At 69.9% G+C, this 22,840-nt stretch carries 20 protein-coding genes; 5 read left to right on the top strand and 15 right to left on the bottom strand.

All coding sequences use genetic code 11. The features are described 5' to 3' along the window. The first annotated feature begins 314 nt into the window (after window positions 1-314). From BIV24_RS07595 to BIV24_RS07585, 3 genes are all read left to right on the top strand, one after another. Window positions 315-1,640 (top strand): DUF2252 domain-containing protein, encoded by a 1,326-nt coding sequence (locus BIV24_RS07595; protein ID WP_071365397.1) that lies wholly within the window; start codon window positions 315-317, stop codon window positions 1,638-1,640. A gap of 91 nt (window positions 1,641-1,731) precedes the next feature. After that, on the top strand, window positions 1,732-2,421 hold the full coding sequence (locus BIV24_RS07590; RefSeq protein ID WP_071365396.1) for a hypothetical protein: 690 nt from the start codon (window positions 1,732-1,734) through the stop codon (window positions 2,419-2,421). Window positions 2,422-2,512: 91 nt separating this feature from the next. Then, entirely contained in the window at window positions 2,513-3,325 is an 813-nt protein-coding gene (locus tag BIV24_RS07585) for a DsbA family protein (protein WP_071365395.1), read from the top strand. A 92-nt stretch (window positions 3,326-3,417) separates the two neighbouring features. Here BIV24_RS07585 and BIV24_RS07580 read toward each other — a convergent pair whose 3' ends face one another. The 6 genes from BIV24_RS07580 to BIV24_RS31385 form a co-directional block, all read right to left on the bottom strand. After that, window positions 3,418-3,987: a dienelactone hydrolase family protein gene (locus BIV24_RS07580; protein WP_071365394.1), complete on the bottom strand. Its 570-nt coding sequence runs from the start codon at window positions 3,985-3,987 to the stop codon at window positions 3,418-3,420. A gap of 102 nt (window positions 3,988-4,089) precedes the next feature. Next, the gene (locus tag BIV24_RS07575) at window positions 4,090-4,830 is read right to left on the bottom strand and encodes an SDR family NAD(P)-dependent oxidoreductase (protein ID WP_071365393.1); all 741 of its coding nucleotides are present in this window, start codon (window positions 4,828-4,830) and stop codon (window positions 4,090-4,092) included. Between the two features lie 165 nt (window positions 4,831-4,995). After that, window positions 4,996-6,582, bottom strand: coding sequence for a Na+/H+ antiporter (locus tag BIV24_RS07570; RefSeq protein ID WP_071365392.1), 1,587 nt, complete (start codon window positions 6,580-6,582; stop codon window positions 4,996-4,998). Window positions 6,583-6,750: 168 nt separating this feature from the next. After that, the gene (locus BIV24_RS07565; RefSeq protein ID WP_071365391.1) at window positions 6,751-7,695 is read right to left on the bottom strand and encodes an RluA family pseudouridine synthase; all 945 of its coding nucleotides are present in this window, start codon (window positions 7,693-7,695) and stop codon (window positions 6,751-6,753) included. Between the two features lie 62 nt (window positions 7,696-7,757). Next, a complete protein-coding gene (gene lspA / locus BIV24_RS07560) occupies window positions 7,758-8,435 on the bottom strand; it encodes a signal peptidase II (protein WP_071365390.1) in 678 nt (225 codons plus the stop codon). 81 nt (window positions 8,436-8,516) lie between these two features. Further along, a complete protein-coding gene (locus BIV24_RS31385) occupies window positions 8,517-9,362 on the bottom strand; it encodes a TraR/DksA family transcriptional regulator (protein ID WP_342745243.1) in 846 nt (281 codons plus the stop codon). Between BIV24_RS31385 and BIV24_RS35075 the strand changes: the two genes are divergently transcribed. Both BIV24_RS35075 and ileS read left to right on the top strand, forming a co-directional pair. Then, on the top strand, window positions 9,352-10,296 hold the full coding sequence (locus BIV24_RS35075) for a hypothetical protein (RefSeq protein WP_342745242.1): 945 nt from the start codon (window positions 9,352-9,354) through the stop codon (window positions 10,294-10,296). The two genes, BIV24_RS31385 and BIV24_RS35075, sit on opposite strands and share 11 nt — an antisense overlap. Window positions 10,297-10,835: 539 nt before the next feature. Beyond that, on the top strand, window positions 10,836-13,967 hold the full coding sequence (ileS, locus tag BIV24_RS07545; protein WP_177198637.1) for an isoleucine--tRNA ligase: 3,132 nt from the start codon (window positions 10,836-10,838) through the stop codon (window positions 13,965-13,967). A gap of 180 nt (window positions 13,968-14,147) precedes the next feature. Here ileS and BIV24_RS07540 read toward each other — a convergent pair whose 3' ends face one another. The 9 genes from BIV24_RS07540 to ftsW form a co-directional block, all read right to left on the bottom strand. Next, window positions 14,148-15,407, bottom strand: coding sequence for a DivIVA domain-containing protein (locus tag BIV24_RS07540; RefSeq protein WP_071365388.1), 1,260 nt, complete (start codon window positions 15,405-15,407; stop codon window positions 14,148-14,150). 52 nt (window positions 15,408-15,459) lie between these two features. Beyond that, on the bottom strand, window positions 15,460-15,750 hold the full coding sequence (locus tag BIV24_RS07535; protein ID WP_071365387.1) for a YggT family protein: 291 nt from the start codon (window positions 15,748-15,750) through the stop codon (window positions 15,460-15,462). Between the two features lie 51 nt (window positions 15,751-15,801). Then, the gene (locus tag BIV24_RS07530) at window positions 15,802-16,434 is read right to left on the bottom strand and encodes a cell division protein SepF (RefSeq protein ID WP_071365386.1); all 633 of its coding nucleotides are present in this window, start codon (window positions 16,432-16,434) and stop codon (window positions 15,802-15,804) included. A gap of 129 nt (window positions 16,435-16,563) precedes the next feature. Then, window positions 16,564-17,283 (bottom strand): YggS family pyridoxal phosphate-dependent enzyme, encoded by a 720-nt coding sequence (locus BIV24_RS07525; RefSeq protein WP_071365385.1) that lies wholly within the window; start codon window positions 17,281-17,283, stop codon window positions 16,564-16,566. A gap of 6 nt (window positions 17,284-17,289) precedes the next feature. Then, window positions 17,290-18,018 carry a peptidoglycan editing factor PgeF gene (pgeF, locus tag BIV24_RS07520; RefSeq protein WP_071365384.1) on the bottom strand — a complete coding sequence of 243 codons (729 nt, stop codon included), beginning with the start codon at window positions 18,016-18,018 and terminating at the stop codon, window positions 17,290-17,292. Further along, window positions 18,015-19,202, bottom strand: coding sequence for a cell division protein FtsZ (gene ftsZ / locus BIV24_RS07515; protein ID WP_071365383.1), 1,188 nt, complete (start codon window positions 19,200-19,202; stop codon window positions 18,015-18,017). Before ftsZ ends, pgeF begins: the two co-directional genes overlap by 4 nt. 279 nt (window positions 19,203-19,481) lie before the next feature. Continuing rightward, window positions 19,482-20,267, bottom strand: a complete 786-nt coding sequence (locus tag BIV24_RS07510; RefSeq protein ID WP_071365382.1) for a cell division protein FtsQ/DivIB — start codon at window positions 20,265-20,267, stop codon at window positions 19,482-19,484. A 25-nt stretch (window positions 20,268-20,292) separates the two neighbouring features. Then, the gene (gene murG / locus BIV24_RS07505) at window positions 20,293-21,384 is read right to left on the bottom strand and encodes an undecaprenyldiphospho-muramoylpentapeptide beta-N-acetylglucosaminyltransferase (protein WP_071365381.1); all 1,092 of its coding nucleotides are present in this window, start codon (window positions 21,382-21,384) and stop codon (window positions 20,293-20,295) included. Between the two features lie 6 nt (window positions 21,385-21,390). After that, a complete protein-coding gene (gene ftsW, locus BIV24_RS07500; RefSeq protein WP_071365380.1) occupies window positions 21,391-22,734 on the bottom strand; it encodes a putative lipid II flippase FtsW in 1,344 nt (447 codons plus the stop codon). Window positions 22,735-22,840: the final 106 nt, after the last annotated feature.

Genomic DNA, 22,840 nt, shown 5'->3' with positions numbered 1-22,840 from the left:
GTGGCGCGAAGCGCCTCGTTGAGGGGTGGTCGGGCGACGGGCGGGCGTTCGTCGGCGGGGTCCCACCTGCTGCGGACAGTCCGGGGGACAGCGTCGAAGTCTATGCCTCGGCACCGACACGGGAGGGTGAGCCCGCTTACCTTCGTCCGGGGGACACGGGCCGGGCACCCGTACCTTCGTGCGACGGACACGTGCCCCGTCACCCGTGTCTTCGTCCGAAGGTCCGGGGCACTCGCGCGTACCGTCGTCCGTTGGAAGATCGGGAAGATCCGTTCCCGTCGTCACGCACCACCTGCACCTGGAGGCACCCAGCGATGTCGGTTCCGCAGCGCAGCGCCGAGCAACGCGGTGAGGAGATCCTCACCGTCTTCGACACCGCCTTCGGCGAGCATCTCGCCGCCGACCCGGCCGCGTTCCGCGTGACGTTCCGCAAGATGGCGGCCTCCGCCGTCGCGTTCTACCGAGGCACGGCATGCCTCTTCTACCACGACCTCGACGCCGAGAAGCGCGGCGGCCCGTATCTGGACGACCGCACCTCGCGCGTGTGGGTCCACGGCGACCTGCACGCCGAGAACTTCGGTACGTACATGGATGCCACGGGCCGCCTGATCTTCAACGTGAACGACTTCGACGAGGCCTATGTCGGCCCCTTCACCTGGGACCTGAAGCGGTTCGCCGCCTCGCTGGCGCTGCTCGGGTATACGAAGGCGCTCGGCGACGAGCAGATCACCGGCCTGGTCCGGGTCTACGCTGCGGCCTACCGCGAGCGCATCCACGCCCTGGCGACCGGCGCCAAGAGCGACGAGGTGCCGCCCTTCACCCTGGACACCGCCCAGGGGCCCTTGCTGGACACGCTGCGCGACGCGCGCTCGCTGACCCGCTTCGGGTTGCTGGACTCGATGACGGAGATCCGCGACTTCGAGCGCCGCTTCGCTCCGGACGGCGGCTCCGTCGAGCTGGACGCGGCCACGCGTTACAAGGTGCTGGCGGCCTTCGACGGCTATCTGGAGACGCTGCCGGAGTCGTCGCTGACGCGCCCGGAGTCCTACCGCGTGAAGGACGTCGTCGGCCGCCGCGGCTTTGGCGTCGGCTCGCCGGGGCTGCCGTCGTACGACATCCTCCTGGAGGGCGGCAGCGACGCTCTGGAGAACGACGTGGTGATCTCCATCAGGCAGGCCCGGGCCCCGGCCGTCTCCCGTCACATCACGGATCCGGCGATCCGCGATTACTTCCAGCACCAGGGCCACCGCACGGCGATCTCCCAGCGCGCCCTGCAGGCGCACGCCGACCCATGGCTGGGCTGGACCGAGCTGGACGGCGTGGGCCGACTGGTCGCCGAGGTGTCGCCGTACACGGTGCGCCTCGACTGGGGCGACATCGACGACCTGGAGGAGATCGCCTCGGTGGTCGCCGATCTGGGCCAGGCCACCGCCACCGTGCACGCGGCGGCCGACGACCGGTCCGGCGAGTCCCTGGTGCCCTTCTCCACGGAGCGGGCCATCGACGCGGCGATCGCCGCCGACGAGGCCGGTTTCGCGGATCTGCTGGTGGACTTCGCGCACGAGTACGGGGCACGCGCGCGTGCCGACCACCAGATCTTCGTCGACCTGTTCCGTAACGGCCGGATCGCCGGCCTGTGACCCCTTTCGATCACTCCCGCACAACGCTCCCGTAACGCATGGCAACCCTTTAGGGGGTCCTTACGGGAGCGCGTGGGACACTCTCACCGCTATGGACATATCCGGGATCCAGCTCAGAGCCGTACGCGCGGCGCTGTTCACGGCCGTGGTCGTGACGCTCAGCACCGCGTCGCACGTGCTGCTGTCCGAGGTCCCGTTGCCGATGGGGACGGTGGCCGTGGTCGCTGCCGCCGTCTTCGTCGTCGCGTATGCGCTGGCGGGCCGTGAGCGCGGCTTCGGGAAGATCGCCGCCCTGCTGGTCCCGCTGGAGCTGGCCGCGGACACGGTGTTCACCACGGGCCAGCACGCCTGCTACGGCAGCGCGGGCGGCCCGGTCACCGGCCCGCTGCGCTCGGTCGGTTTGGACGTCCTGTGCAGCGGCAGAGGCATGGGCACCCCGCTCACCTCGGTCACCGGCCCCAGCACCGACCGCGTCACGGCGCTCCTCGCGCACGCCGACCCGGCGACCGCGTGGCTGCTGCTCGCCGCCCACGTGGGCGTCGGACTTCTCGCGGCCGTCTGGCTGCGCCGGGGCGAGCGGGCGCTGGCCCAGCTGCTGCGCGCGGTGGCCGCGACCACGTTCCGGCCGCTACTGATCGCGGTCGCCGCGGTGACGGTACGGCGGCTCACCCCGGTCCGCCGGGCGCCGCGCCCCGCACACCGCGCCATCGTCGCCCGTACCCGTCTGTTCGCGCACTCCCTGGGCCTGCGGGGTCCGCCGCTCTCGGTCGCCTCGGTCTGAGGCATCCGAGCACCGGACATCCCCCTACACAACCCGCATACCCACATATCCCCGCGCACCGCGTGTGCGCGCGTCCCCATGGAGATCACCCATGAGCAAGCGGAACACCCAGGCGGCGAAGACGGCGGCCCGTGAGCGGCTGCGCCTGGAGCGCGAGCGGCAGGCCAAGCGCGACAAGACCAAGCGACAGCTCATCGTCGCCGGCTCGGTTGTCGCCGTCCTGGCCGCCGCCGGCGGCATCGGCTACGCCGTCGTGCAGAACAACAAGCCCGGCTACTGGGAGAGCGCCAAGAACAACAAACTCGTCAAGCCGGCCAACACCAGCGGCGCGGACGGCACCACCGTCGTCTTCGGCAAGGCCGACGCCAAGAAGACGCTGGAGATCTACGAGGACCCGCGCTGCCCCATCTGCGGCCACCTCGAGCAGGCCGTCGGTCCGACCATGAAGAAGGATCTCGACGCCGGCAAGTACAAGATCCAGTTCATAGGCGCCTCGTTCCTCGACAACCTCATCCCGGGCGAGGGCTCCAAGAACGCGCTGAGTTCCCTGGGTGCCGCGCTGGACGTGAGCCCCGAGGCCTTCCTGGACTACAAGGCCGCGCTGTACTCGAAGAAGTGGCACCCCGCAGAGGACGACGACAAGTTCAAGGACGACAGCTACCTGATCAAGATCGCGAACACGGTGCCCGCCCTCAAGGACAACGCCGCGTTCCAGAAGGCCGTGAAGGACGGCACCTACGACAAGTGGGCGCTGGACATGTCCAAGAAGTTCAACAAGAGCGGGGTGCAGGGCACCCCGACCCTGAAGATGGACGGCAAGAAGCTGACGGGCTCGGACGGCCAGAACGCGCCGATGACCGTGGCCGAGTTCAACACGGCCATCGACAAGGCGCTCAAGGCCTGACCGGCCCCCTGCGGGACTGAACAGTCCCGCAGACGAAGAGCGGGCGAACCCCTCGTTCGCCCGCTCTTCTCCGAGGCTTTCGCCCGCTCTTGTCAGAGGCTCTCGAGGAAGCCGAGCGCCACCCGCCAGGTGGCCTCGGCCGCCTCCTCGTCATAGTCCGGCAGATCCGGGTCCGTGTAGAGGTGGCCGGCGCCCGCGTACCGGTAGATCTCCACGTCCGCGCCCGCCTTGCCCATCTGCAGGTACCAGGCGCTGAGCCAGTCGTCCGTCTCGAAGGGGTCCGGCTCGGCGACATGCAGTTGCACCGGCAGGTCGTCGACCGACGCGTTCGCCGCGATGTCCGAGGTGCCGTGGAGCAGCAGGATTCCGCGCGCGTTGCTGTCACCGAGTGCCAGGGTCTGCGCGGTGGCGGCGCCGAACGAGAACCCCGCGTACACCAGCCCTCTCTCCGAGTACGGCGCGGCCGCCAGGACGGCCCGCTTGAGCAGCTCGTCCTTCCCGACCTCGTCCTTGAAGGCCATGCCCTCCTCGACCGTCTCGAAGGTGCGGCCCTCGAACAGGTCGGGGGTCCACACCTCGTGCCCGGCGGCACGGAGCCGGTCGGCGGCGGCCCGGACCGCGGGCCGCAGTCCGTACGTCGAGTGGAAGAGCATGATGTTCATGAGGCCATGGTGCCAGCCGGGTCCGCGAGCGCTGTACTCACCGTGCTCCCGGGTGGGCAGGGGGCCGCGTGTCCGCTCTGCCCTTGGCCGGCCCGGTACGGCTCAGTGTCCGCGCTCCGCCCCGCCGTTGACCTGGATCACCTGCGCGGTGATGTGTCCGGCGCCGGGGGACGCCAGCCAGTGCAGGGTCTGGGCGATGTCTCCGGGTGTACCGGCGCGACCGGTGGATGTCTCCGCGATGCGCTGGTCGCGCCGCGCCGGGTCCATCGGGCCGCCGAAGAACTCGGTGTCCTCGACGTAGCCGGGCGCGACCACGTTCACCGTGATGCCGCGCGGCCCCAGCTCCCGGGCCAGATCGAAGGCGTATGGGTGCAGCGCGGCCTTGGCTGCGGCGTACGCCCCGCTGCCGGAGCCGCGGTAGGCGGCGATGGAGCTGAGGAACAGCACGCGCCCGCCGGGCGAGGCGAGCCGGTCCCGCAGCGCTTCCGTGAGCAGGACCGAGGTGAGCACGTTCAGCCGGAAGTTGACGGTCCAGTTGTGCGCGACGACTTCGAGGGGGTCCTCGGTGTCGGCCTCGGGCTCCAGCCGCCCACTGCCGCCCGCGTTGTTGACGAGGACGTCCACGGTGCCGAGCTCATCGGCCACGAACCGGGCCACCCCGCGAACGGCGTGCGGGTCGCTCAGGTCGGCCGCGTAGGTGAGTGCCCCGGGCACCGAGGCCTTCTCCAGCACCTCCGCCCGCCGCCCCAGAAGCAGCACCTGGTCCCCGTCCGCGGCGAAGGCCCGCGCCGCCGCGAGCCCGATACCCGTACCGCCACCGCTGATCACCACGTTGCGCGCCATCAGACTCCTAGCGAGGGGACCACCGGCTTCAGCCAGTGGGGGAAGCCCCCTCCGTCAGGTGGGGGCGAAGTCACGATCCGATCGTACTGAGGAGTACCGGCCGGACGACTGCTTTCGCCGACTCGCCCAACGGGAGGGGCGAGTCGGGCGGTCCTGGATGCGGCGTCAGCGCAGGCTGCGCACATCCAGGTGGCGCAGCACCCGGTCGACGACCTCCGGGTCGGCTCCCGGTTCGCTGCGCGCCGCCAGCACCTCGTGCCGTGCCGCGCTCAGCATCTCCTGCTGGATCCTGCGCAGCCGCTTCACGCGCCTGGCACGCTGCTCGTACGCCTCGCGCCGTTCCTCGTCCCCCAGATCGGGACTGATCCGCGCACCGATGTCGAAGGCCCGCCGCACCAGCTGTTCGGTCAGTTCCTCCGGCAGCTCCTCGACCTCCTCGATCTCCTTCAGCCTCCGCTTCGCCGCCTTGGCCGCGCGGATCGCCAGCGTCCGTTCGAACGCCTTCTCGCTCTCGGAGTCGCCCCGGACGCCCAGCATCTTCACCAGCCACGGCAGCGTGAGTCCCTGGAGCACGAGCGTCGACATGATCACCCCGAACGCGATGAAGACGATCTCGTCGCGGTCCGGGAAGGGCGCCCCGTTGTCCATCGTCAGGGGGATGGCCAGGACCAGCGCCACCGACGCCACGCCCCGCATCCCCGACCACCACATCACGACCGTCTCGCGCCACGTCATCGGGATGTCCTCGTCGTAGTCCCGACGGGCATGCAGCCGTTTGGTCAGCCAGGTCGCCGGCAGCAGCCACACCAGCCGTACGAGCACCACGACGGCCACCACCGCGGCGGCCCAGGAGAGCATCTCGCCCCATCGCCCGGCCGCTGTGCGGATCGCATTGTGCAGCTCCAGCCCGATCAGCCCGAACGCAACGCCGGTGACCAGTGTGTCCACCACGTCCCAGAAGGTGTGCCCGGCGAGCCGCATCATCACGTCGTCCGGGTCGGCGGCGTACTCCGCCAGGTACAGCGCGGTGACGAGTACGGCGAGGACGCCGGAACCGTGCAGTGCCTCGGCCAGGACGTACGACGCGTACGGCACCAGCAGCGTCAGGCTGATCTGCAGGGTGGCGTCGCCGAGCAGGTCCAGCAGCCTGTTGGCGGCCCAGCCGAGCGCCAGCCCGATGACGAGGGCGACAACCGCGGAGAGCGCCAGTTCGAGCAGGGCGTGCGGCAGCGAGAACGTCCCGCTGACGACGGCGGCGATCGCGACGTGGTACAGCACGATCGCCGTCACGTCGTTGAACAGGCCCTCGCCCGCCAGGATCGACACCAGTCGGCGGGGCAGCCCCAGCTGTCCCGCGACGGCGGTCGCCGCGACCGGGTCAGGCGGCGCGACCAGCGCGCCGAGCGCGACCGCCGCCGCGACCGGCAGGCCCGGCACGACCGCGTGGGCGACGGCGGCCACGCACAGGGTGGTGACGAACACCAGGGCCACGGCCAGCAGGAAGATCGGACGTCGGTGGGCCGCGAACTGCCGCCACGAGGTCCGGCGCACCGCGGCGTACAGCAGCGGTGGCAGCAGCGCGGGCAGGATGAGCTCGGGCGGGATGTTCACATTGGGGACGAACTCGAGCAGGGCGAGCACCATCCCGAGCAGGGTCATCAGCACCGGTGCCGGCAATCCGAACCGGTCCCCGACCGGGACGCTCACCACGGCCCCGAGCAGCACCAGAAGCAACAGGGCCAACTGAGCCACGGTCAGCGCTCCGCGAGATTCGACGTTCACACGGCAGACCCCAAGCCTGCCACGTCACCCCGTCCCACCGGCCCAACGGCGCCCCGGCTACCGCGGACGCCGCACGCTACGCGTCGTACCCGGCATCCTCGGGCAGGCCCCGCTCACCCTGCACCGCGTACGCGACGCTCATGCCCAGCTCTCCTCGCGCACCTTGTCCAGCGCCTTCTGCAGGTCGGCGGGATAGGCGCTCTCGAACTCCACCCACTGCCCGTCCCCGGGGTGCTCGAAGCCGAGCCGTACGGCGTGCAGCCACTGACGGGTCAGGCCGAGCCGCTTGGCGAGCGTCGGGTCGGCACCGTACGTCAGGTCGCCGACGCACGGGTGCCGGTGGGCGGCCATGTGGACGCGAATCTGGTGGGTGCGGCCGGTCTCCAGCTTGACGTCGAGCAGGGAGGCCGCGCGGAACGCCTCGATCAGGTCGTAGTGCGTGACGGACGGCTTGCCCTCGGCCGTGACCGCCCACTTGTAGTCGTGGTTCGGGTGCCGCCCGATGGGCGCGTCGATGGTGCCGCTGGTCGGGTCGGGGTGGCCCTGGACGAGCGTGTGGTAGCGCTTGTCGACCGTGCGCTCCTTGAACTGGCGCTTGAGCGAGGTGTACGCGTACTCCGACTTGGCCACGACCATCAGGCCTGACGTTCCCACGTCGAGGCGGTGCACGATGCCCTGGCGCTCGGCGGCACCGGAGGTCGAGATGCGGTACCCGGCGGCGGCGAGACCGCCGATCACGGTCGGACCCGACCAGCCGGGCGAGGGGTGCGCGGCGACACCGATCGGCTTGACGATCACGACCACGTCGTCGTCGTCGTGCACGATCTCCATGCCCTCGACGGGCTCGGCGACCACCTGCACCGGCGCGGGCGCCTGCGGCATCTCCACTTCGAGCCAGGCGCCGCCGCGCACCCGCTCCGACTTGCCGACCACTGTGCCGTCGACCAGCACCTTGCCCGCAGCGGCCAGCTCGGCCGCCTTTGTACGGGAGAAGCCGAACATGCGGGAGATGGCGGCGTCGACACGCTCGCCCTCCAGGCCGTCGGGCACGGGCAGGGTACGGATCTCGGGAAACGTGCTCACCCGTCGAGTATGCCGGACGGCGCCGACTGCCCGGACGGGAGCCTGTGGACAACCGGGAGTGCTCAGTCCTTGTGGACGGTTCCGTCCGGGTCCAGGCCGAGGAAGGAGAGCAGCACGATCAGGATGCCGCCGCAGACGATCGCGGAGTCGCCGAGGTTGAAGACGGCGAAGTGTTTGGGGGAGATGAAGTCGACGACCGCGCCCTGGAAGACGCCCGGCGCGCGGAAGATCCGGTCGGTGAGATTGCCCAGCGCGCCACCGAGCAGCAGGCCGAGCGCGATCGCCCAGGGCAGGCTGTAGAGCTTGCGCGCGAGCCGCATGATCACGACGATCACGGCGGCCGCGATCACCGTGAAGATCACCGTGTAGGCCTCGCCGAAGCTGAAGGCGGCCCCCGAGTTGCGGATGACCTCGAGCTGCAACCAGTCACCGAAGATCTTGGCCGGCGCGTGGTGCTCCAGCTTGGCCACCACGATGATCTTGCTGATCAGGTCGAGGGCGTAGGCAAAGGCGGCGACCGCGAACAGGACCGCGATCCGGCGCCTGCCCCGGGAGCGCTCCGCGGCGCCGGACGCCGGCTCGGCCACGCTCGGGGTCTCGGCCGGGGCCTTCTCGGACGCTGCGACGGAGTCCAGACGGGGCCGCTCGCCGGGCGGGGTCCGGTCGTCGGACTGTTCCGGCCCGGCCCCTGCCGCGTCTGGGGTATCCGGCGTACCGATCATGCGCTCCGCCTCTGCCACGTGAGTCCCTCAACCTAGGTGCCTGAATGAGGACGAGACTACGTCACGACCCCGTCGGACCATGTGTTCAGGCGGGGCTCGTCAGCGGCGTTCCTGCTTCTGTTTGCATTCGACGCACAACGTGGCGCGCGGGAAGGCCTGCATGCGGGCTTTCCCGATGGGGTTGCCGCAGTTCTCGCACAGGCCGTAGGTGCCGGCGTCGAGGCGCTCCAGGGCACGCTCGGTCTGTTCGAGCATCTCGCGCGCGTTGGCGGCGAGAGCCATCTCGTGCTCGCGCGTGATGTTCTTGGCGCCGGTATCCGCCTGGTCGTCGCCGGCGCCGTCCCCGGAGTCGCGCATGAGGCCGACCAGCGCCTGCTCGCAGGCGTCGATCTCGGCACGCAGCCGGATCGCGTCGGCCTGCAGCTCCGCACGCGCCCCGGCCACCTCCTCCAGGGTCCACGGGTCCTCACCGGCGCGCACCGCCAGGTCGCCGGGCTTCACCGCGACAATCCGCGCTTTGGGGACCGCGCTGGGGCTCTTCGCCGCAGTGGCCGTGCCAGGAGTCTTCTTCGCAACCACTGTCGTAGCTCCCGTCTGCTTGGCGGCCTTGACCGCGCCCGCCTTCTTGGCCGTGCTCTTCATGGCCGCACTTTTGGTGGGGGTGCTGTTCCGGCCGCCCTTCGCGGCGACGCTCGTCCTGGCAGCGACCTTGGCCGGGGCCGTCTTCTTGGCAATGGCCTTCTTCGCCGCTGTCTCCTTCGCGGCGGGCTTCTTCGCCGCCGCCTCCTTGGTGACCGTCTTCTTCACCGCTGCCTTCCCGGCGACGGCCTTCTTCGCCGCCGCCTTCTCGGCTACGGCGCCTGTCGCCGCTGCCTTCTTGCCGGCCGCCTTCTTCGAAGACGCCGCTTCGGGCGCCGCCGCCTTATTACCGGCCGTGCCCGACACCGCAGTGGTCCTCTTGCCGGCCGCCGCCTTCCTCGCCGCCGACCGCTCAGGACCGCTTTCCTCCCCGACCGCTCTCCTCGAAGGCGCCGCTTTGGACACCGCGGCCTTCTTGGAGGCGGAGGCCTTGGCTGCCGTCTTCGCAGGGGCCGTCTTCCCGACCTCCGCTGCCTTGGCTGCCGACCGGGCCGAAGCCGCCTTCCCGGCGGCTCGCTTCCCGGCGGCCGCCATTCCTATGGCCGTATCCTCGCGGCCCTTCCCGGTGGCCCCCTCCGTGCGGGCCGCCGTCTTCGAGGCCGCTTCCCGGCCTGCCGTCTTCGCAGGGGCCGTCTTCCCGACCTCCGCTGCCTTGGCTGCCGACCGGGCCGAAGCCGCCTTCCCGGCGGCTCGCTTCCCGGCGGCCGCCATTCCTATGGCCGTATCCTCGCGGCCCTTCCCGGTGGCCCTCTCCGTGCGGGCCACCGTCCTCGAGGCCGCTTCCCGGCCTGCCGTCTTCGTGGCAGCCGTCCTCTTCGCGGCCGGCTCGCGGGCGGCGGCCGCCTTCGCGGAGGCCGTCTTCGCTGTGGACCTCGCCGAAGCTTTCCTCGCGGCGCCCGCCGTCCGCGGGGCGGCCGCTTCCCGGTCCGACGCCTTCCCGGCTGCCGCGCTCGCGGCCCTCGGCCCGCGCACAGCCCCGACGGCAGCCATGTCCGTTGCCTTCCCAGGCCCGGACGCCCGCTTCGCCGGAACCGTGTGCGTGCTCCTCCGTCCGTTCACATCCGTGGCCGCCACACGGCCACAGGCACCCGCACCCGTGGATCCGCCGGACGACGGCTGCTGTACGGCGATCTTCTTCGCCACCATGGCCGCGGTCCCTTCACAAACTGTGATCTCGCGCGCAAATCGTGCTGGGACGATAAATCGACTTCTGGCCCGCGGCAACGGGGCACGCTCATGATGCGCCCGCCGCACGCAGGCCGCGCGGCGAGCCTGCATCCGTTGTGCCCAGCTCTCCGGCCGGTAATCCGCCGGGGTCGGCGTCCCGGGGGTCCGGACAGCGGCGCCTCGCCATTCGGGTCACTGCGCGCCGGCGCCCCGCGGCGCCCCCGGCGTCGGGACGGGGAAATCCGGTCGGCCGCTGTCCGTGCGGCGCCGTACACTGGGCGGAGCGAAAAGCGTGGATGGGGACGAGTAGCGGCGTACGCAGCCATGAGCGATCCGGGGACGGTGGAAGCCCGGAGGCTAGCGCGACGTGAAGATCACCCCGGAGCCGCCGGAAGAAAGCCTTGGACAGTGGGCTCCACCCAGGGGCCGCCCAGGGCCGGTAGAACCGGCATCGCGACCCCAATGAGGGGGCTCACCGGTGCATACGGCGCACCGGAGGGCCAAGGAGGGTGGTACCGCGGGAGCGCGCCGCACACGGCGTACGGAGGATTCACGGAATTCCCGGCTCTCGTCCCTCCGACGGAAGGCAGCACGTCCGCCGGAGGAAGATCCATGACGCAGTACCGCCAGGTGCCCGCCCAGGTCGACCTGCCCGCGCTCGAGCACGCCGTGCTCGACTTCTGGCGCGAGCAGAAGATCTTTGCCAAGAGCCTGGAGCAGTCCGAGGGCCGCCCCGAATGGGTGTTCTACGAGGGCCCGCCCACCGCCAACGGCATGCCGGGCGCCCACCACATCGAAGCCCGTGTCTTCAAGGACGTCTTCCCGCGCTTCCGCACCATGCGCGGCTACCACGTGGCCCGCAAGGCCGGCTGGGACTGCCACGGACTCCCGGTGGAGCTGGCGGTCGAGAAGGAGCTGGGCTTCAGCGGCAAGAAGGACATCGAGGCGTACGGCATCGCCGAGTTCAACGCCAAGTGCCGCGAGTCCGTGACCCGCCACACCGACGCCTTCTCCGACCTGACGACCCGCATGGGCTACTGGGTCGACCTGGACGACGCGTACTGGACCATGGACCCCGCGTACGTCGAGTCGGTCTGGTGGTCACTCAAGGAGATCTTCTCCAAGGGTCTGCTGGTCCAGGACCACCGCGTCGCCCCCTGGTGCCCCCGCTGCGGGACGGGCCTGTCGGACCACGAGCTGGCGCAGGGCTACGAGACGGTCGTCGACCCGTCGGTCTACGTCCGTTTCCCGCTCACCTCCGGTCCGCTCGCCGGCGAGGCGGCGCTCCTGGTGTGGACCACGACCCCGTGGACCCTGGTCTCCAACACCGCGGTCGCCGCGCACCCCGACGTCACCTATGCCGTCGCGACGAACCGCGAGGAGAAGCTCGTCGTCGCCGAGCCGCTGCTCGCCAAGGCGCTCGGCGAGGGCTGGGAGCCCACCGGGCAGACGTTCACCGGCGCCGAGATGGAGCGCTGGACGTATCAACGCCCGTTCGAGCTGGTGGAGTTCTCGGAGCCGGCCCACTACGTGGTGAACGCCGAGTACGTGACCACCGAGGACGGTACGGGTCTGGTCCACCAGTCCCCCGCCTTCGGTGAGGACGACCTCAAGGTCTGCCGCTCCTACGGCCTGCCCGTGGTCAACCCCGTGCGCCCCGACGGCACCTTCGAGGAAGACCTCCCGCTGGTCGGCGGCGTCTTCTTCAAGAAGGCGGACGAACAGCTCACCGAGGATCTGCAGCAGCGCGGTCTGCTCTTCAAGCACCTCCCGTACGAGCACAGCTACCCGCACTGCTGGCGCTGCCACACCGCGCTCCTCTACTACGCGCAGCCGTCCTGGTACATCCGCACCACGGCCGTCAAGGACCGCCTCCTCGAGGAGAACGAGAAGACCAACTGGTACCCGGACACGGTCAAGCACGGCCGGTTCGGCGACTGGCTGACCAACAACATCGACTGGGCCCTGTCCCGCAACCGCTACTGGGGCACCCCGCTGCCGATCTGGCACTGCGAGGACGGCCACCTCACCTGCATCGGCTCCCGCGCCGAACTCACCGAGCTGACCGGCAGCGACCAGTCGGCCCTCGACCCGCACCGCCCGTTCATCGACGAGGTCACCTTCGCCTGCCCCCAGTGCGGCAAGACGGCCACGCGCGTGCCGGAAGTCATCGACGCCTGGTACGACTCCGGCTCGATGCCCTTCGCACAGTGGGGCTACCCGTACAAGAACAAGGAACTGTTCGAATCCCGCTACCCGGCGCAGTTCATCAGCGAGGCCATCGACCAGACCCGCGGCTGGTTCTACACGCTGATGGCGGTCGGCACCCTGGTCTTCGACAAGTCGTCGTACGAAAACGTGGTGTGCCTGGGCCACATCCTCGCCGAGGACGGCCGCAAGATGTCCAAGCACCTGGGCAACACCCTGCAGCCGATCCCGCTGATGGACCAGCACGGCGCGGACGCGGTCCGCTGGTTCATGGCCGCGGGCGGCTCCCCGTGGGCGGCCCGCCGCGTGGGCCACGGCGCCATCCAGGAGGTCGTCCGCAAGACGCTCCTCACGTTCTGGAACACGGTCGCCTTCCAGGCGCTGTACGCCCGCACGTCGAACTGGGCACCGAGCGAGGCCGACCCGGCCCCGGCCGACCGCCCGGTCCTCGACCGCTGGCTGCTGTCGGAGCTCCACGCGCTCACCGACCAGGTGACCCAGGCCCTGGAGGGGTACGACACCCAGCGCGCCGGCAAGCTCCTGTCGGCATTCGTCGACGACCTGTCGAACTGGTATGTCCGCCGCTCTCGGCGCCGCTTCTGGCAGGGTGACAAGGCCGCGCTGCGCACGCTCCACGAGGTCCTGGAAACGGTCACGAAGCTGATGGCGCCGATCGCCCCGTTCATGACCGAGCGGGTGTGGCAGGACCTGGTCGTGCCGGTGACCCCGGGCGCCCCGGAGTCGGTGCACCTGGCGTCCTGGCCCGAGGCGGACCTGTCCGCGATCGACCCGGAGCTGTCGAAGCAGATGGTGCTGGTGCGCCGTCTCGTCGAACTGGGCCGCGCCACCCGCGCGGAGTCCGGTGTCAAGACGCGGCAGCCGCTGTCTCGGGCGCTGGTCGCAGCGGCCGGCTTCGAGACACTGGACGCGGAGCTGCACACGCAGATCACGGAGGAGCTGAACGTCGAAGCACTCGCGTCGCTGAGCGAGGTCGGCGGCTCGCTGGTCGACACGACCGCGAAGGCGAACTTCCGTGCGCTCGGCAAGCGCTTCGGCAAGCGCGTCCAGGACGTCGCCAAGGCCATCGCGAACACGGACGCGGCCGCCCTGTCCCTGGCCCTGCGCGAGGGCACGGCGTCGGTGGAGGTCGAGGGCGAGCAGGTCGCACTCGCCCCCGACGAGGTGATCATCACGGAGACCCCGCGCGAGGGTTGGTCGGTGGCGTCCGACTCCGGCGCGACGGTCGCCCTCGACCTGGAGATCACCGAGGAGCTGCGGCAGGCCGGCCTCGCCCGCGACGCGATCCGGCTGATCCAGGAGGCGCGCAAGAACAGCGGCCTGGACGTCGCCGACCGCATCGCGCTCCGCTGGACCGCGACGGACCCGGCGGTCATCGCGGCCCTGACCGAGCACTCCGACCTGATCGCCGACGAGGTCCTGGCCACGGACTTCACCCAGGGCGAGGCGGACGGGACGTACGGTGACCCGTTCACCGACGAATTCCTGACGCTGACGTTCCGCCTGCGCAAGGCGTAACGGCACAATCGAAGGCCCGGGCCCGCCACATCTTCCGTGGCGGGCCCGGGCCTTCGGCGTTGCGTACGCCGCACATCCGCTCCCCCGCCCGGACGCGTGTAGCACAAGGGCGGGGCCCCGGATCGAGAATCCGGGGCCCCGCCCTGAACGCTGCCGACGACTACGGCGTATGTACGACCGTCAGTTGTCATCCTCGTCGATGAGGAACCCACGCATCGGCGACGGGGCCTGGCCCATCGGCGACGGACCCTGCGGGCGCACCGGCGCCATCGGCTGGGTCATCGCCGGGGACATCTGCTGCTGACCGCCGAAGGACGGGGCAGAGGGAGCCGGAGAACCGCCCATCGTCTGGTTGCCTCCGTACGACGGGCCACTCGCGCCCGCCGGGGCCATCGACGGCGCCGACGGCGACGGCAGGGAGGCCGCGGCCGGGGTGCGCGGCGGGGCCAGCGAGTCGTCGGCCTGGGTCTCCAGCTGGCGCAGCTGCGACTCCAGGTACGACTTCAGGCGCGTGCGGTACTCGCGCTCGAAGCCACGCAGGTCCTCGACCTTGCGCTCCAGCGTGGCGCGGGCGGACTCCAGGGAACCCATCGCGACACGGTGCTTCTCCTGCGCGTCCCGCTCCAGGGCGTCCGCCTTGGCCCGGGCGTCGCGCTCCAGACCCTCGGCGCGGCTGCGGGCCTCGCCGACGATCTTGTTGGCCTCGGAACGGGCCTCGGCGATCGCCTGGTCGGCAGTCTGCTGGGCCAGCGAGAGGACACGCGCGGCGCTGTCGCCACCGGGACCCTGGCCGGGCATCCCCGGACCGCCCGGACCGCCCATGGGGCCGCCGCCCATCGGACCGCCCATGGGGCCGCCCATCGGCTGCTGCATCGGGGACTGACCACCCATCGGAGGCTGACCACCCATCGGGGGCTGACCACCCATCGGGGGCTGACCACCCATCGGGGGCTGACCACCCATCGGGGGCTGACCGCCCATCGGGGGCTGACCGCCCATCGGGGGCTGACCGCCCATCGGCCCCTGGCCCATCGGACCTTGGCCCATCGGACCGGGTCCCTGGGGACCACCCTGACCGCCTCCGGGGCCGGCAGGCAGCTGCGGGGCACCGCTCGGCAGCTGGGGCGGACCACCCATGGGGCCACCCATCTGCTGCTGCGGCGGGCCCGATATCCCGGCGGGCACCGGAGCCCCCGGACCTCGCATGCCCTGCGGCTGGTCCTGGCCCTCCGGAGGCTTGCGCATGTTCTGCTGGTTCTGAGCGGCGGCACGCGTGGCGGCGGCCAGCTTGGCGCGCAGATCCTCGTTCTCCCGGAGCAGACGGGTCAGTTCGGCTTCGACCTCGTCGAGGAAGGCATCGACCTCGTCCTCGTCATAGCCTTCTCGGAGGCGGACGGTCGTGAACTGCTTGTTCCGCACGTCCTCGGGGGTCAACGGCATCTCTTCACCTCAACGTAGTCATCGGCAGTCGGCAAGACCGTATCGTCCACAGTCACCTCGCGAGATTGCCCACGATGGAGATCAGGATGTAGACGATGATCATCAGTACGAAGAAGGACAGGTCTAGCGCCACGCCTCCGAGACGCAGCGGCGGGATGAACCGCCGCAGAAGCTTCAGCGGTGGATCCGTGACAGTGTAGGTGGCCTCCAGAATGACCACCATCGCCTTGCCGGGTTGCCATGAGCGGGCGAACTGGAAGACGTAGTCCATGACCAACCGGAAAATCAGCACGACGAGGAAGCACATCAGCGCGATGTAGACGACCTCCAGGAACACGCCCATGATCCGTGCTTCCCTCTCCCCTGTTCCCGTACGGCTTTCCGATTGTCCGTCTCAGCTCTGGTTGAAGAACCCGCCCTCTGCGATGCGGGCCTTGTCCTCCGCCGTGACATCGACGTTAGCAGGCGACAAGAGGAACACCTTCTGTGTCACCCGCTCGATACTTCCATGGAGACCGAAGACCAAACCTGCCGCAAAGTCGACAAGTCGCTTCGCGTCCGTGTCGTCCATCTCCGTCAGATTCATGATCACCGGAGTGCCCTCACGGAAGTGTTCCCCGATGGTACGGGCCTCGTTGTAGGTCCTGGGGTGGAGCGTGGTGATCCGGTAGGGCTCTCGCTCGGACACGACCTTGGGCATGATCACCGGGGCGCTCTTCTCCAGACTCTGGCGTTCTTGTGTGATGGATGCCACGGGGGCGATGCGGGCCGGACGCCCGGATTCCGCGGACAGCGAAGCGGAATGAGGCACCGCCTCGCGCTGCGCGGGAGGCTGAACCACTCGTACAGGTTCGTCCCGTTGGGGCTGAAGTGCCTGATGCGACGGCTCATGTCGCCTGCGGTCCCGCTCCGGCTCCGGGTCGAGTTCGGGCTCGAAGTCGTCGTCGGGGTCGAATCCCCTGCCGTCGTACCCATCGTCCTCCACGAGGCCGAGGTAGACCGCCATCTTGCGCATCGCGCCGGCCATTCTCTGAGTCCTCCGCTCTGTGGTGGATCGGCTGACGACTGCCAAGTGCCCGCGATCCACGTGGTCGTTACGCCCGCCGATCGGCGGTAATGACCATATTTTCTGCTGTGGTCCGACTTCGTGGCGACGTTACCCGAGCCTGGGGCGGACTCCGAGTACCGCGCTACCGACGCGCACATGTGTCGCCCCGGCAGCCACGGCCTGCTCGAGGTCCGCACTCATCCCTGCCGAGACCATGGTTGCAGCCGGATGGGCTCGGCGCAGGTCAGTCGACAAAACCATCAACCGCTCGAATGCCGCGTGTTGACGCCCCGCATACTCTCCTATGAGCGGCGCGACGGTCATCAGACCGTCCAGTCTCAACCCCGGAGCGTTCGCGATGAGGTCGCCCAACTCTTCGATTCCCGCGGGTGCCACGCCTCCGCGCTCTCCTCGTCCGCCGGCTTCGGCGTCGAGTGCCACCTGGACGAGGCAGCCCACCTCGCGCCCGGCTTGCACGGCCCCCTTCGAGAGCGCCGTGACGAGTCGGGAACGATCGACGGACTGCACGAGATCGGCATAACCCACCACGGATCGCACCTTGTTGGTCTGTAGTTGACCGACAAAATGCCATGTGAGCGGCAGATCCGAGCACGCGGCCGCCTTGGGCGCCGCGTCCTGGTCGCGGTTCTCGGCGACGTGCCGCACACCGAGTTCCGCGAGAAGTCGTACATCACTGGCGGGATAGGTCTTGGTGACGACGATCAGCGTCACCTCTTCCCGCTTCCGCCCGGCGGCCAGGCAGGCGGCCGCGATGCGGTTCTCCACCTGCGCCAGATTCGCGGCGAGTTGAGTCTTACGGTCCGTCATGCCCCATCAGTCCAGCCAAACATAGCCAGCGAGCCGCCCCGTGGTCCGGTCGCGGCGGTACGAGAAGTGGTCGCCCGACTCGAGCGTGCACACCGGTGACTGCGCCCGGTCGCGCACCCCGAGTCTTTCGAGCTGGGCGTGCACACCGGCGGTCACATCGACCGCGGGAGTGCCCCAGCTCGTCTCGGCGTGCGCCGCCGGTTCGAGGGCGGACACCTCGGCGCGCATCGCCTCCGGCACCTCGTAGCACCGGCCGCAGACGGCGGGTCCTGTGCGGACGACGATCCGGGACGGATCGGCACCCAGTTCCATCATCGCGCGCACGGCGGCGGGGACCACTCCGGCGACCATTCCGGGCCGGCCCGCGTGGGCGGCGGCCACGACTCCGGCGACGGGGTCCGCGAGCAGGACGGGCGTGCAGTCGGCGGTGAGTACGGCGAGCGCGAGTCCGCGCCGTACGGTGACGATCGCGTCCACCTCGGGCACCGGCTTTTCACCCCAGGGGGCGTCCACCACCGCCGCATCCGGCCCGTGTACCTGGTTCATCCAGACCACCAGGGCCGGGTCGAGTCCCAACGACTTGGCGGCCAGCTCGCGGTTGGTGCGTACGGCCTCGGGGTCGTCGCCCACCGCTCCGCCGAGGTTGAGCTCCTCATACGGAGCGGCGCTCACCCCGCTCCACCGGTCGGTGAAGGCGAAGTGCGCGCCGCTCACGGTGTCGCGCTGTCCTATCACTTGAGGAAGTCCGGGACGTCCAGTTCCTCGGCCGCGCTGTCCGAGTAGGTCCGCGACGGCGGGATCGGCGGCGGGGTGACCGGGATCTCGCTCACCGGCTCCGGGGCGGGCTCCGGCGCCTCCTTCGGCGTGACGCTGCCGAGTGAGCCGAAGGTCGGACGGCTCTCCGTGGGACGGACCGACTCCTCGCGCTTGACCGAGGACGACCCGAGGATGTTGTCCCGCTTGGCCGGGGGCTGGCCGCCGTCGAAGCCCGCGGCGATCACGGTGACCCGCACCTCGTCGCCGAGGGCGTCGTCGATGACCGCGCCGAAGATGATGTTGGCCTCGGGGTGCGCGGCCTCGCTGACCAGCTGGGCGGCCTCGTTGATCTCGAACAGGCCGAGGTCGGAGCCGCCGGAGATGGACAGGAGCACGCCACGGGCGCCGTCGATGGACGCCTCCAGCAGCGGCGAGGAGATCGCCATCTCGGCGGCGGCCACCGCGCGATCGTCGCCACGGGCCGAGCCGATGCCCATGAGGGCCGAACCGGCCTCCGACATCACGGACTTCACATCGGCGAAGTCGAGGTTGATCAGACCGGGGGTGGTGATGAGGTCGGTGATGCCCTGAACACCGGAGAGCAGCACCTGGTCCGCCGACTTGAAGGCGTCCAGGACGGAGACCTGACGGTCCGAGATCGACAGCAGCCGGTCGTTCGGGATGACGATGAGGGTGTCGACCTCTTCCCGGAGTTCGGCGATGCCGTCCTCCGCCTGGTTCGCGCGACGCCGTCCCTCGAACGTGAACGGGCGGGTGACCACACCGATCGTGAGGGCACCCAGCGAGCGGGCGATGTTGGCCACGACGGGCGCTCCGCCGGTGCCGGTGCCGCCGCCTTCACCGGCCGTGACGAAGACCATGTCGGCCCCCTTGAGGACCTCCTCGATCTCCTCGCGGTGGTCCTCGGCAGCCTTGCGGCCGACGGCCGGGTTGGCGCCGGCGCCGAGACCACGGGTGAGTTCGCGACCGACGTCGAGCTTGACGTCGGCGTCGCTCATCAACAGAGCTTGCGCGTCGGTGTTGATGGCAATGAACTCGACGCCCTTGAGACCGACCTCGATCATCCGGTTGATGGCATTGACACCACCGCCGCCGACACCGATGACCTTGATGACTGCGAGGTAGTTCTGCGGTGCTGCCACGTCGAAGGCCTCTCGCCTCGAATTACGTTGCCGTCGTCCCCCGGGTGCCCCGTGGTCCGACGGCGGATGCCGAATGGGACGGTCCGAACGCCGACCCGAACCCTAACGCTGAAGTTTAGGGTTACCAGTGTGCCTGTTCCCTTGACTCTTCCGGACAGGACACTAAGTCGACAAGCGGCGCACGTTCAACGAACACGCCGAACCTCCCGTTTTTCTTTTCACCCTATGTGATCAGCCGTAGCAGTGCCCAACCAGGGTGCTGGCCTGCATGTATGCGCGTCAACTCCCTGATGACGCAGGGGATGTGGGGACACTGACGTCGAAGTGCCGGGCGTCGGGGGCCGCTTTCATCAGTGCTGTCAGCGTGACCGCCTTCGCCCCGTTCTTCTCACCACTTCCCCACATCACGGTCCGACCTCCACTCAACTCCAGCGAGATGGAGTCGTAGGAACGGACCTTGACGGTCCGGGTGTCCCGCGCCACCGCGGCCGGAACGGCCTCGGCCACGAGCACCGCCTCCCGGACCAGCCGGTCGGTGCCGAAGCGATGCAGGCCGCCCGAGCGGGGAAGCTCCAGCTCCAGTGCGGGAACACCCTTCGGAGGGTGCGACACCGTGGCGAACCGCACGCCCTCGCGGTCCACTTCGATGAACTTGCCGCCGCTTGCGACCGTCAGGACCGGGGTGCGCTCGGTGACTTTCAGCCTGACGCCATGAGGCCAGGAACGAACCACGTCGACCGAGTCGATCCGGGGCAACTTCCGGCGCACACGCGCCTCGATCGCATCGGTGTCGAGGGACATCAGCGGCGATCCGATCGACACACCGGCCGCCTCACGGACCTGCGCGGTGGTCAGAACACGCGCCCCCGAGACGGACACGCGCTCCACGCGCAGCCACGCGGAGCCGTACAGCAGCCAGATGGAGCCGCCGCCCGCCAACACCGCCGCCAGCAAAAGGATGATGAGCATACGACGACGGCGCCATCGCCCGGGGCGGGGTGGCCGGGACGGGCCGGACTTCTGCTTCTGCCGTTCGCCGCGCTCGGCGGTCGTCGGTCCGGCCACGCTCCCTGCCTTCCCTCATACGTCCCTAGCGGTGGCGCGAGGCGATCGCCTCGTACACCATGCCGACGAGCAGATCATCGGCGTCCCGGCGGCCGAACTCGCTGGCGGCGCGGGACATCTGGTACAGCCGGTGCGGGTCGGCGAGCACGGGCAGGACGTTCTGCTGAACCCACTCGGGCGTCAGTTCCGCGTCGTCGACCAGCAGTCCGCCGCCGGCCTTCACGACCGGCTGGGCGTTCAGCCGCTGTTCGCCGTTGCCGATGGGCAGCGGGACGTAGGCGGCCGGGAGTCCGACGGCGGAGAGTTCGGCGACGGTCATCGCGCCCGCACGGCAGAGCATCATGTCGGCCGCCGCGTACGCGAGATCCATCCGGTCCACGTACGGTACCGGGATGTAGGGCGGCATCCCCGGCATCTGGTGCACCTGCGGCAGTTCGTTCTTCGGGCCGACCGCGTGCAGGATCTGGATCCCGGACTGCTGGAGGTACGGGGCGACCTGCTGGACCACCTCGTTGAGCCGCCGGGCGCCCTGCGAACCACCGGAGACGAGCAGCGTCGGCAGGTTGGGGTCGAGCCCGAACGCCGCGCGCGCCTCCGGGCGTACGGCGGCGCGGTCCAGGGTGGCGATGGCGCGGCGCAGCGGGATGCCGATGTAGCGGGCGCCGCGCAGCTTGCTGTCCGGGGTGGAGACGGCGACCTGGGCCGCATAACGCGAGCCGATCTTGTTGGCCAGGCCGGGGCGGGCGTTGGCCTCGTGGATGACGATCGGCACGCCGAGGCGCTTGGCCGCGAGGTAGCCGGGCAGGGCGACATAGCCGCCGAAGCCGACGACGACGTCCGCCTTGGTGCGCTCCAGGATCTGCTCGGCCGCCTTGATCGTGCCGCGCAGTCGCCCGGGGACCGTGATCAGTTCGGGGGTCGGCTTGCGCGGCAGGGGCACGGCCGGAATCAGCCCGAGTTCATAGCCCCGCTCGGGCACGAGCCGGGTCTCCAGGCCACGCTCCGTGCCCAGGGCCGTGATCCCCACGGTCGGATCCTGCCTGCGCAGGGCGTCCGCGAGGGCGAGCGCGGGCTCGATGTGGCCGGCGGTCCCCCCACCAGCGAGTACGACATGCACCGAAATTCACCGCTCTCCGGACGAGCGCGCCGAGGCACGCCGTCGCATCGTGTTCCATCTACGAGGCCCCCGATTGCGCACAGGGCCTCCCGCGCGCTTTCTACCAAAGCGGGATTGCCGCCTCGCAAGCGCCGCCCGCGCACCGGGCTCGTCGCGTGCGAAGGCGATCAGCAGCCCGATGGCGAACATGGTCGGCAGCAGGGCGGATCCCCCGTAGGAGAACAGCGGGAGGGGAACGCCGGCGATCGGCAGCAGGCCGAGCACCGCACCGATGTTGATCACCATCTGAATGGTGATCCAGGTCGTCACGCCTCCCGCGGCATACCTCACGAAGGGGTCCTTCGTGCGTCCGGCCACGCGGATACCCGCATAGCCTAGAGCCGCGAAGAGGGCGAGTACGGACAGCGTCCCCACGAGGCCCAGCTCCTCACCGGTGACGGCGAAGATGAAGTCGGTGTGGGCCTCGGGGAGTTGGCCCCATTTTTCCATACTGGCACCCAGTCCGGAACCGAAGATTCCGCCGGACGCCAGGGCGTAGATTCCGTGCACGGCCTGCCAGCAGTTCCCGTCGGGCCCGAGATCCGTGGCACCGATACAGGCGAGCCGGCCCATCCGGTTCGGACTGGTCTTGATGAGGATCGCGCCGATCGTGGCGGCGACCACCAGCACACCCACGAAGAGCCGCGTGGGCGCACCTGCCAGCCACAGCAGCCCGAACAGGATCGCGGTCAGGATGATCGCGGTGCCCATGTCGCCGCCCAGCATGATCAGCCCGAGCAGCAGGCACGTCACGGGTACGAGCGGCACCAGCATGTGCTTCCACTGCGTGAGCAGCCGTTTCTCCTGCTTGCGGGCGATCAGGTCGGCGCCCCACAGCACGAGCGCGAGCTTGCCGAACTCACTGGGCTGGATCTGGAACGAGCCACCGAGGGATATCCAGTTCTGGTTGCCGTTGACCGCCATGCCGATCCCGGGCACCTGCACCAGTGCCATCAGGAAGACGGAACCCGCCAGCATCGGATACGCCAGCGCCCGGTGCAGCTTCACGGGCATCCGCGCGGCCACGAGCAGCAGTAGGGCCCCGATGGAGGCCGCGAGGAACTGCTTGCGGAAGAAGTACGACCCGGGCAGCGACATCTGCAGCGCGGTGATCTGCGAGGCCGAGTAGACCATCACCAGACCCAGCACGGTGATCAGCAGACTTCCGCCGAGGATCAGGTAGTAGGCGGTCAGGGGCCGGTCCCAGGCACGCCGGGCACGGCTGACCAGGCGGGTGACGGGGTTGTCACGCGGGGTACGGGCCGAGGAGGGGCGCCCGGGCGCGCGTTGCGCGGTACGGCTGGCGGGCACCGGCACTCACCCCGCCACGCTGCGGGAGAACGTCCCGCGGGGCGAGGTGGGCCGGCACGGCGCCGTACCGCCGGCGGAACACCGCCTGCGAAGCCCCAGCCACATC

Origin of the sequence: Streptomyces colonosanans (assembly GCF_001866645.1) — a bacterium.
Lineage (GTDB): Bacteria > Actinomycetota > Actinomycetes > Streptomycetales > Streptomycetaceae > Streptomyces > Streptomyces colonosanans.
This window is presented reverse-complemented; position numbering and strand designations above follow the sequence as displayed.

What these genes read in the sequence shown, in the direction of transcription:
- BIV24_RS07525 (WP_071365385.1), bottom strand. Translation starts at nt 17,283, where the DNA reads ATGACGGACCGTAAGACTCAACTCGCCGCGAATCTGGCGCAGGTGGAG.
- ileS (WP_177198637.1), top strand. Translation starts at nt 10,836, where the DNA reads ATGACGCAGTACCGCCAGGTGCCCGCCCAGGTCGACCTGCCCGCGCTC.
- BIV24_RS07585 (WP_071365395.1), top strand. Translation starts at nt 2,513, where the DNA reads ATGAGCAAGCGGAACACCCAGGCGGCGAAGACGGCGGCCCGTGAGCGG.
- BIV24_RS07530 (WP_071365386.1), bottom strand. Translation starts at nt 16,434, where the DNA reads ATGGCCGGCGCGATGCGCAAGATGGCGGTCTACCTCGGCCTCGTGGAG.
- BIV24_RS07575 (WP_071365393.1), bottom strand. Translation starts at nt 4,830, where the DNA reads ATGGCGCGCAACGTGGTGATCAGCGGTGGCGGTACGGGTATCGGGCTC.
- BIV24_RS07595 (WP_071365397.1), top strand. Translation starts at nt 315, where the DNA reads ATGTCGGTTCCGCAGCGCAGCGCCGAGCAACGCGGTGAGGAGATCCTC.
- BIV24_RS07590 (WP_071365396.1), top strand. Translation starts at nt 1,732, where the DNA reads ATGGACATATCCGGGATCCAGCTCAGAGCCGTACGCGCGGCGCTGTTC.
- BIV24_RS07535 (WP_071365387.1), bottom strand. Translation starts at nt 15,750, where the DNA reads ATGGGCGTGTTCCTGGAGGTCGTCTACATCGCGCTGATGTGCTTCCTC.
- BIV24_RS07580 (WP_071365394.1), bottom strand. Translation starts at nt 3,987, where the DNA reads ATGAACATCATGCTCTTCCACTCGACGTACGGACTGCGGCCCGCGGTC.
- BIV24_RS07540 (WP_071365388.1), bottom strand. Translation starts at nt 15,407, where the DNA reads ATGCCGTTGACCCCCGAGGACGTGCGGAACAAGCAGTTCACGACCGTC.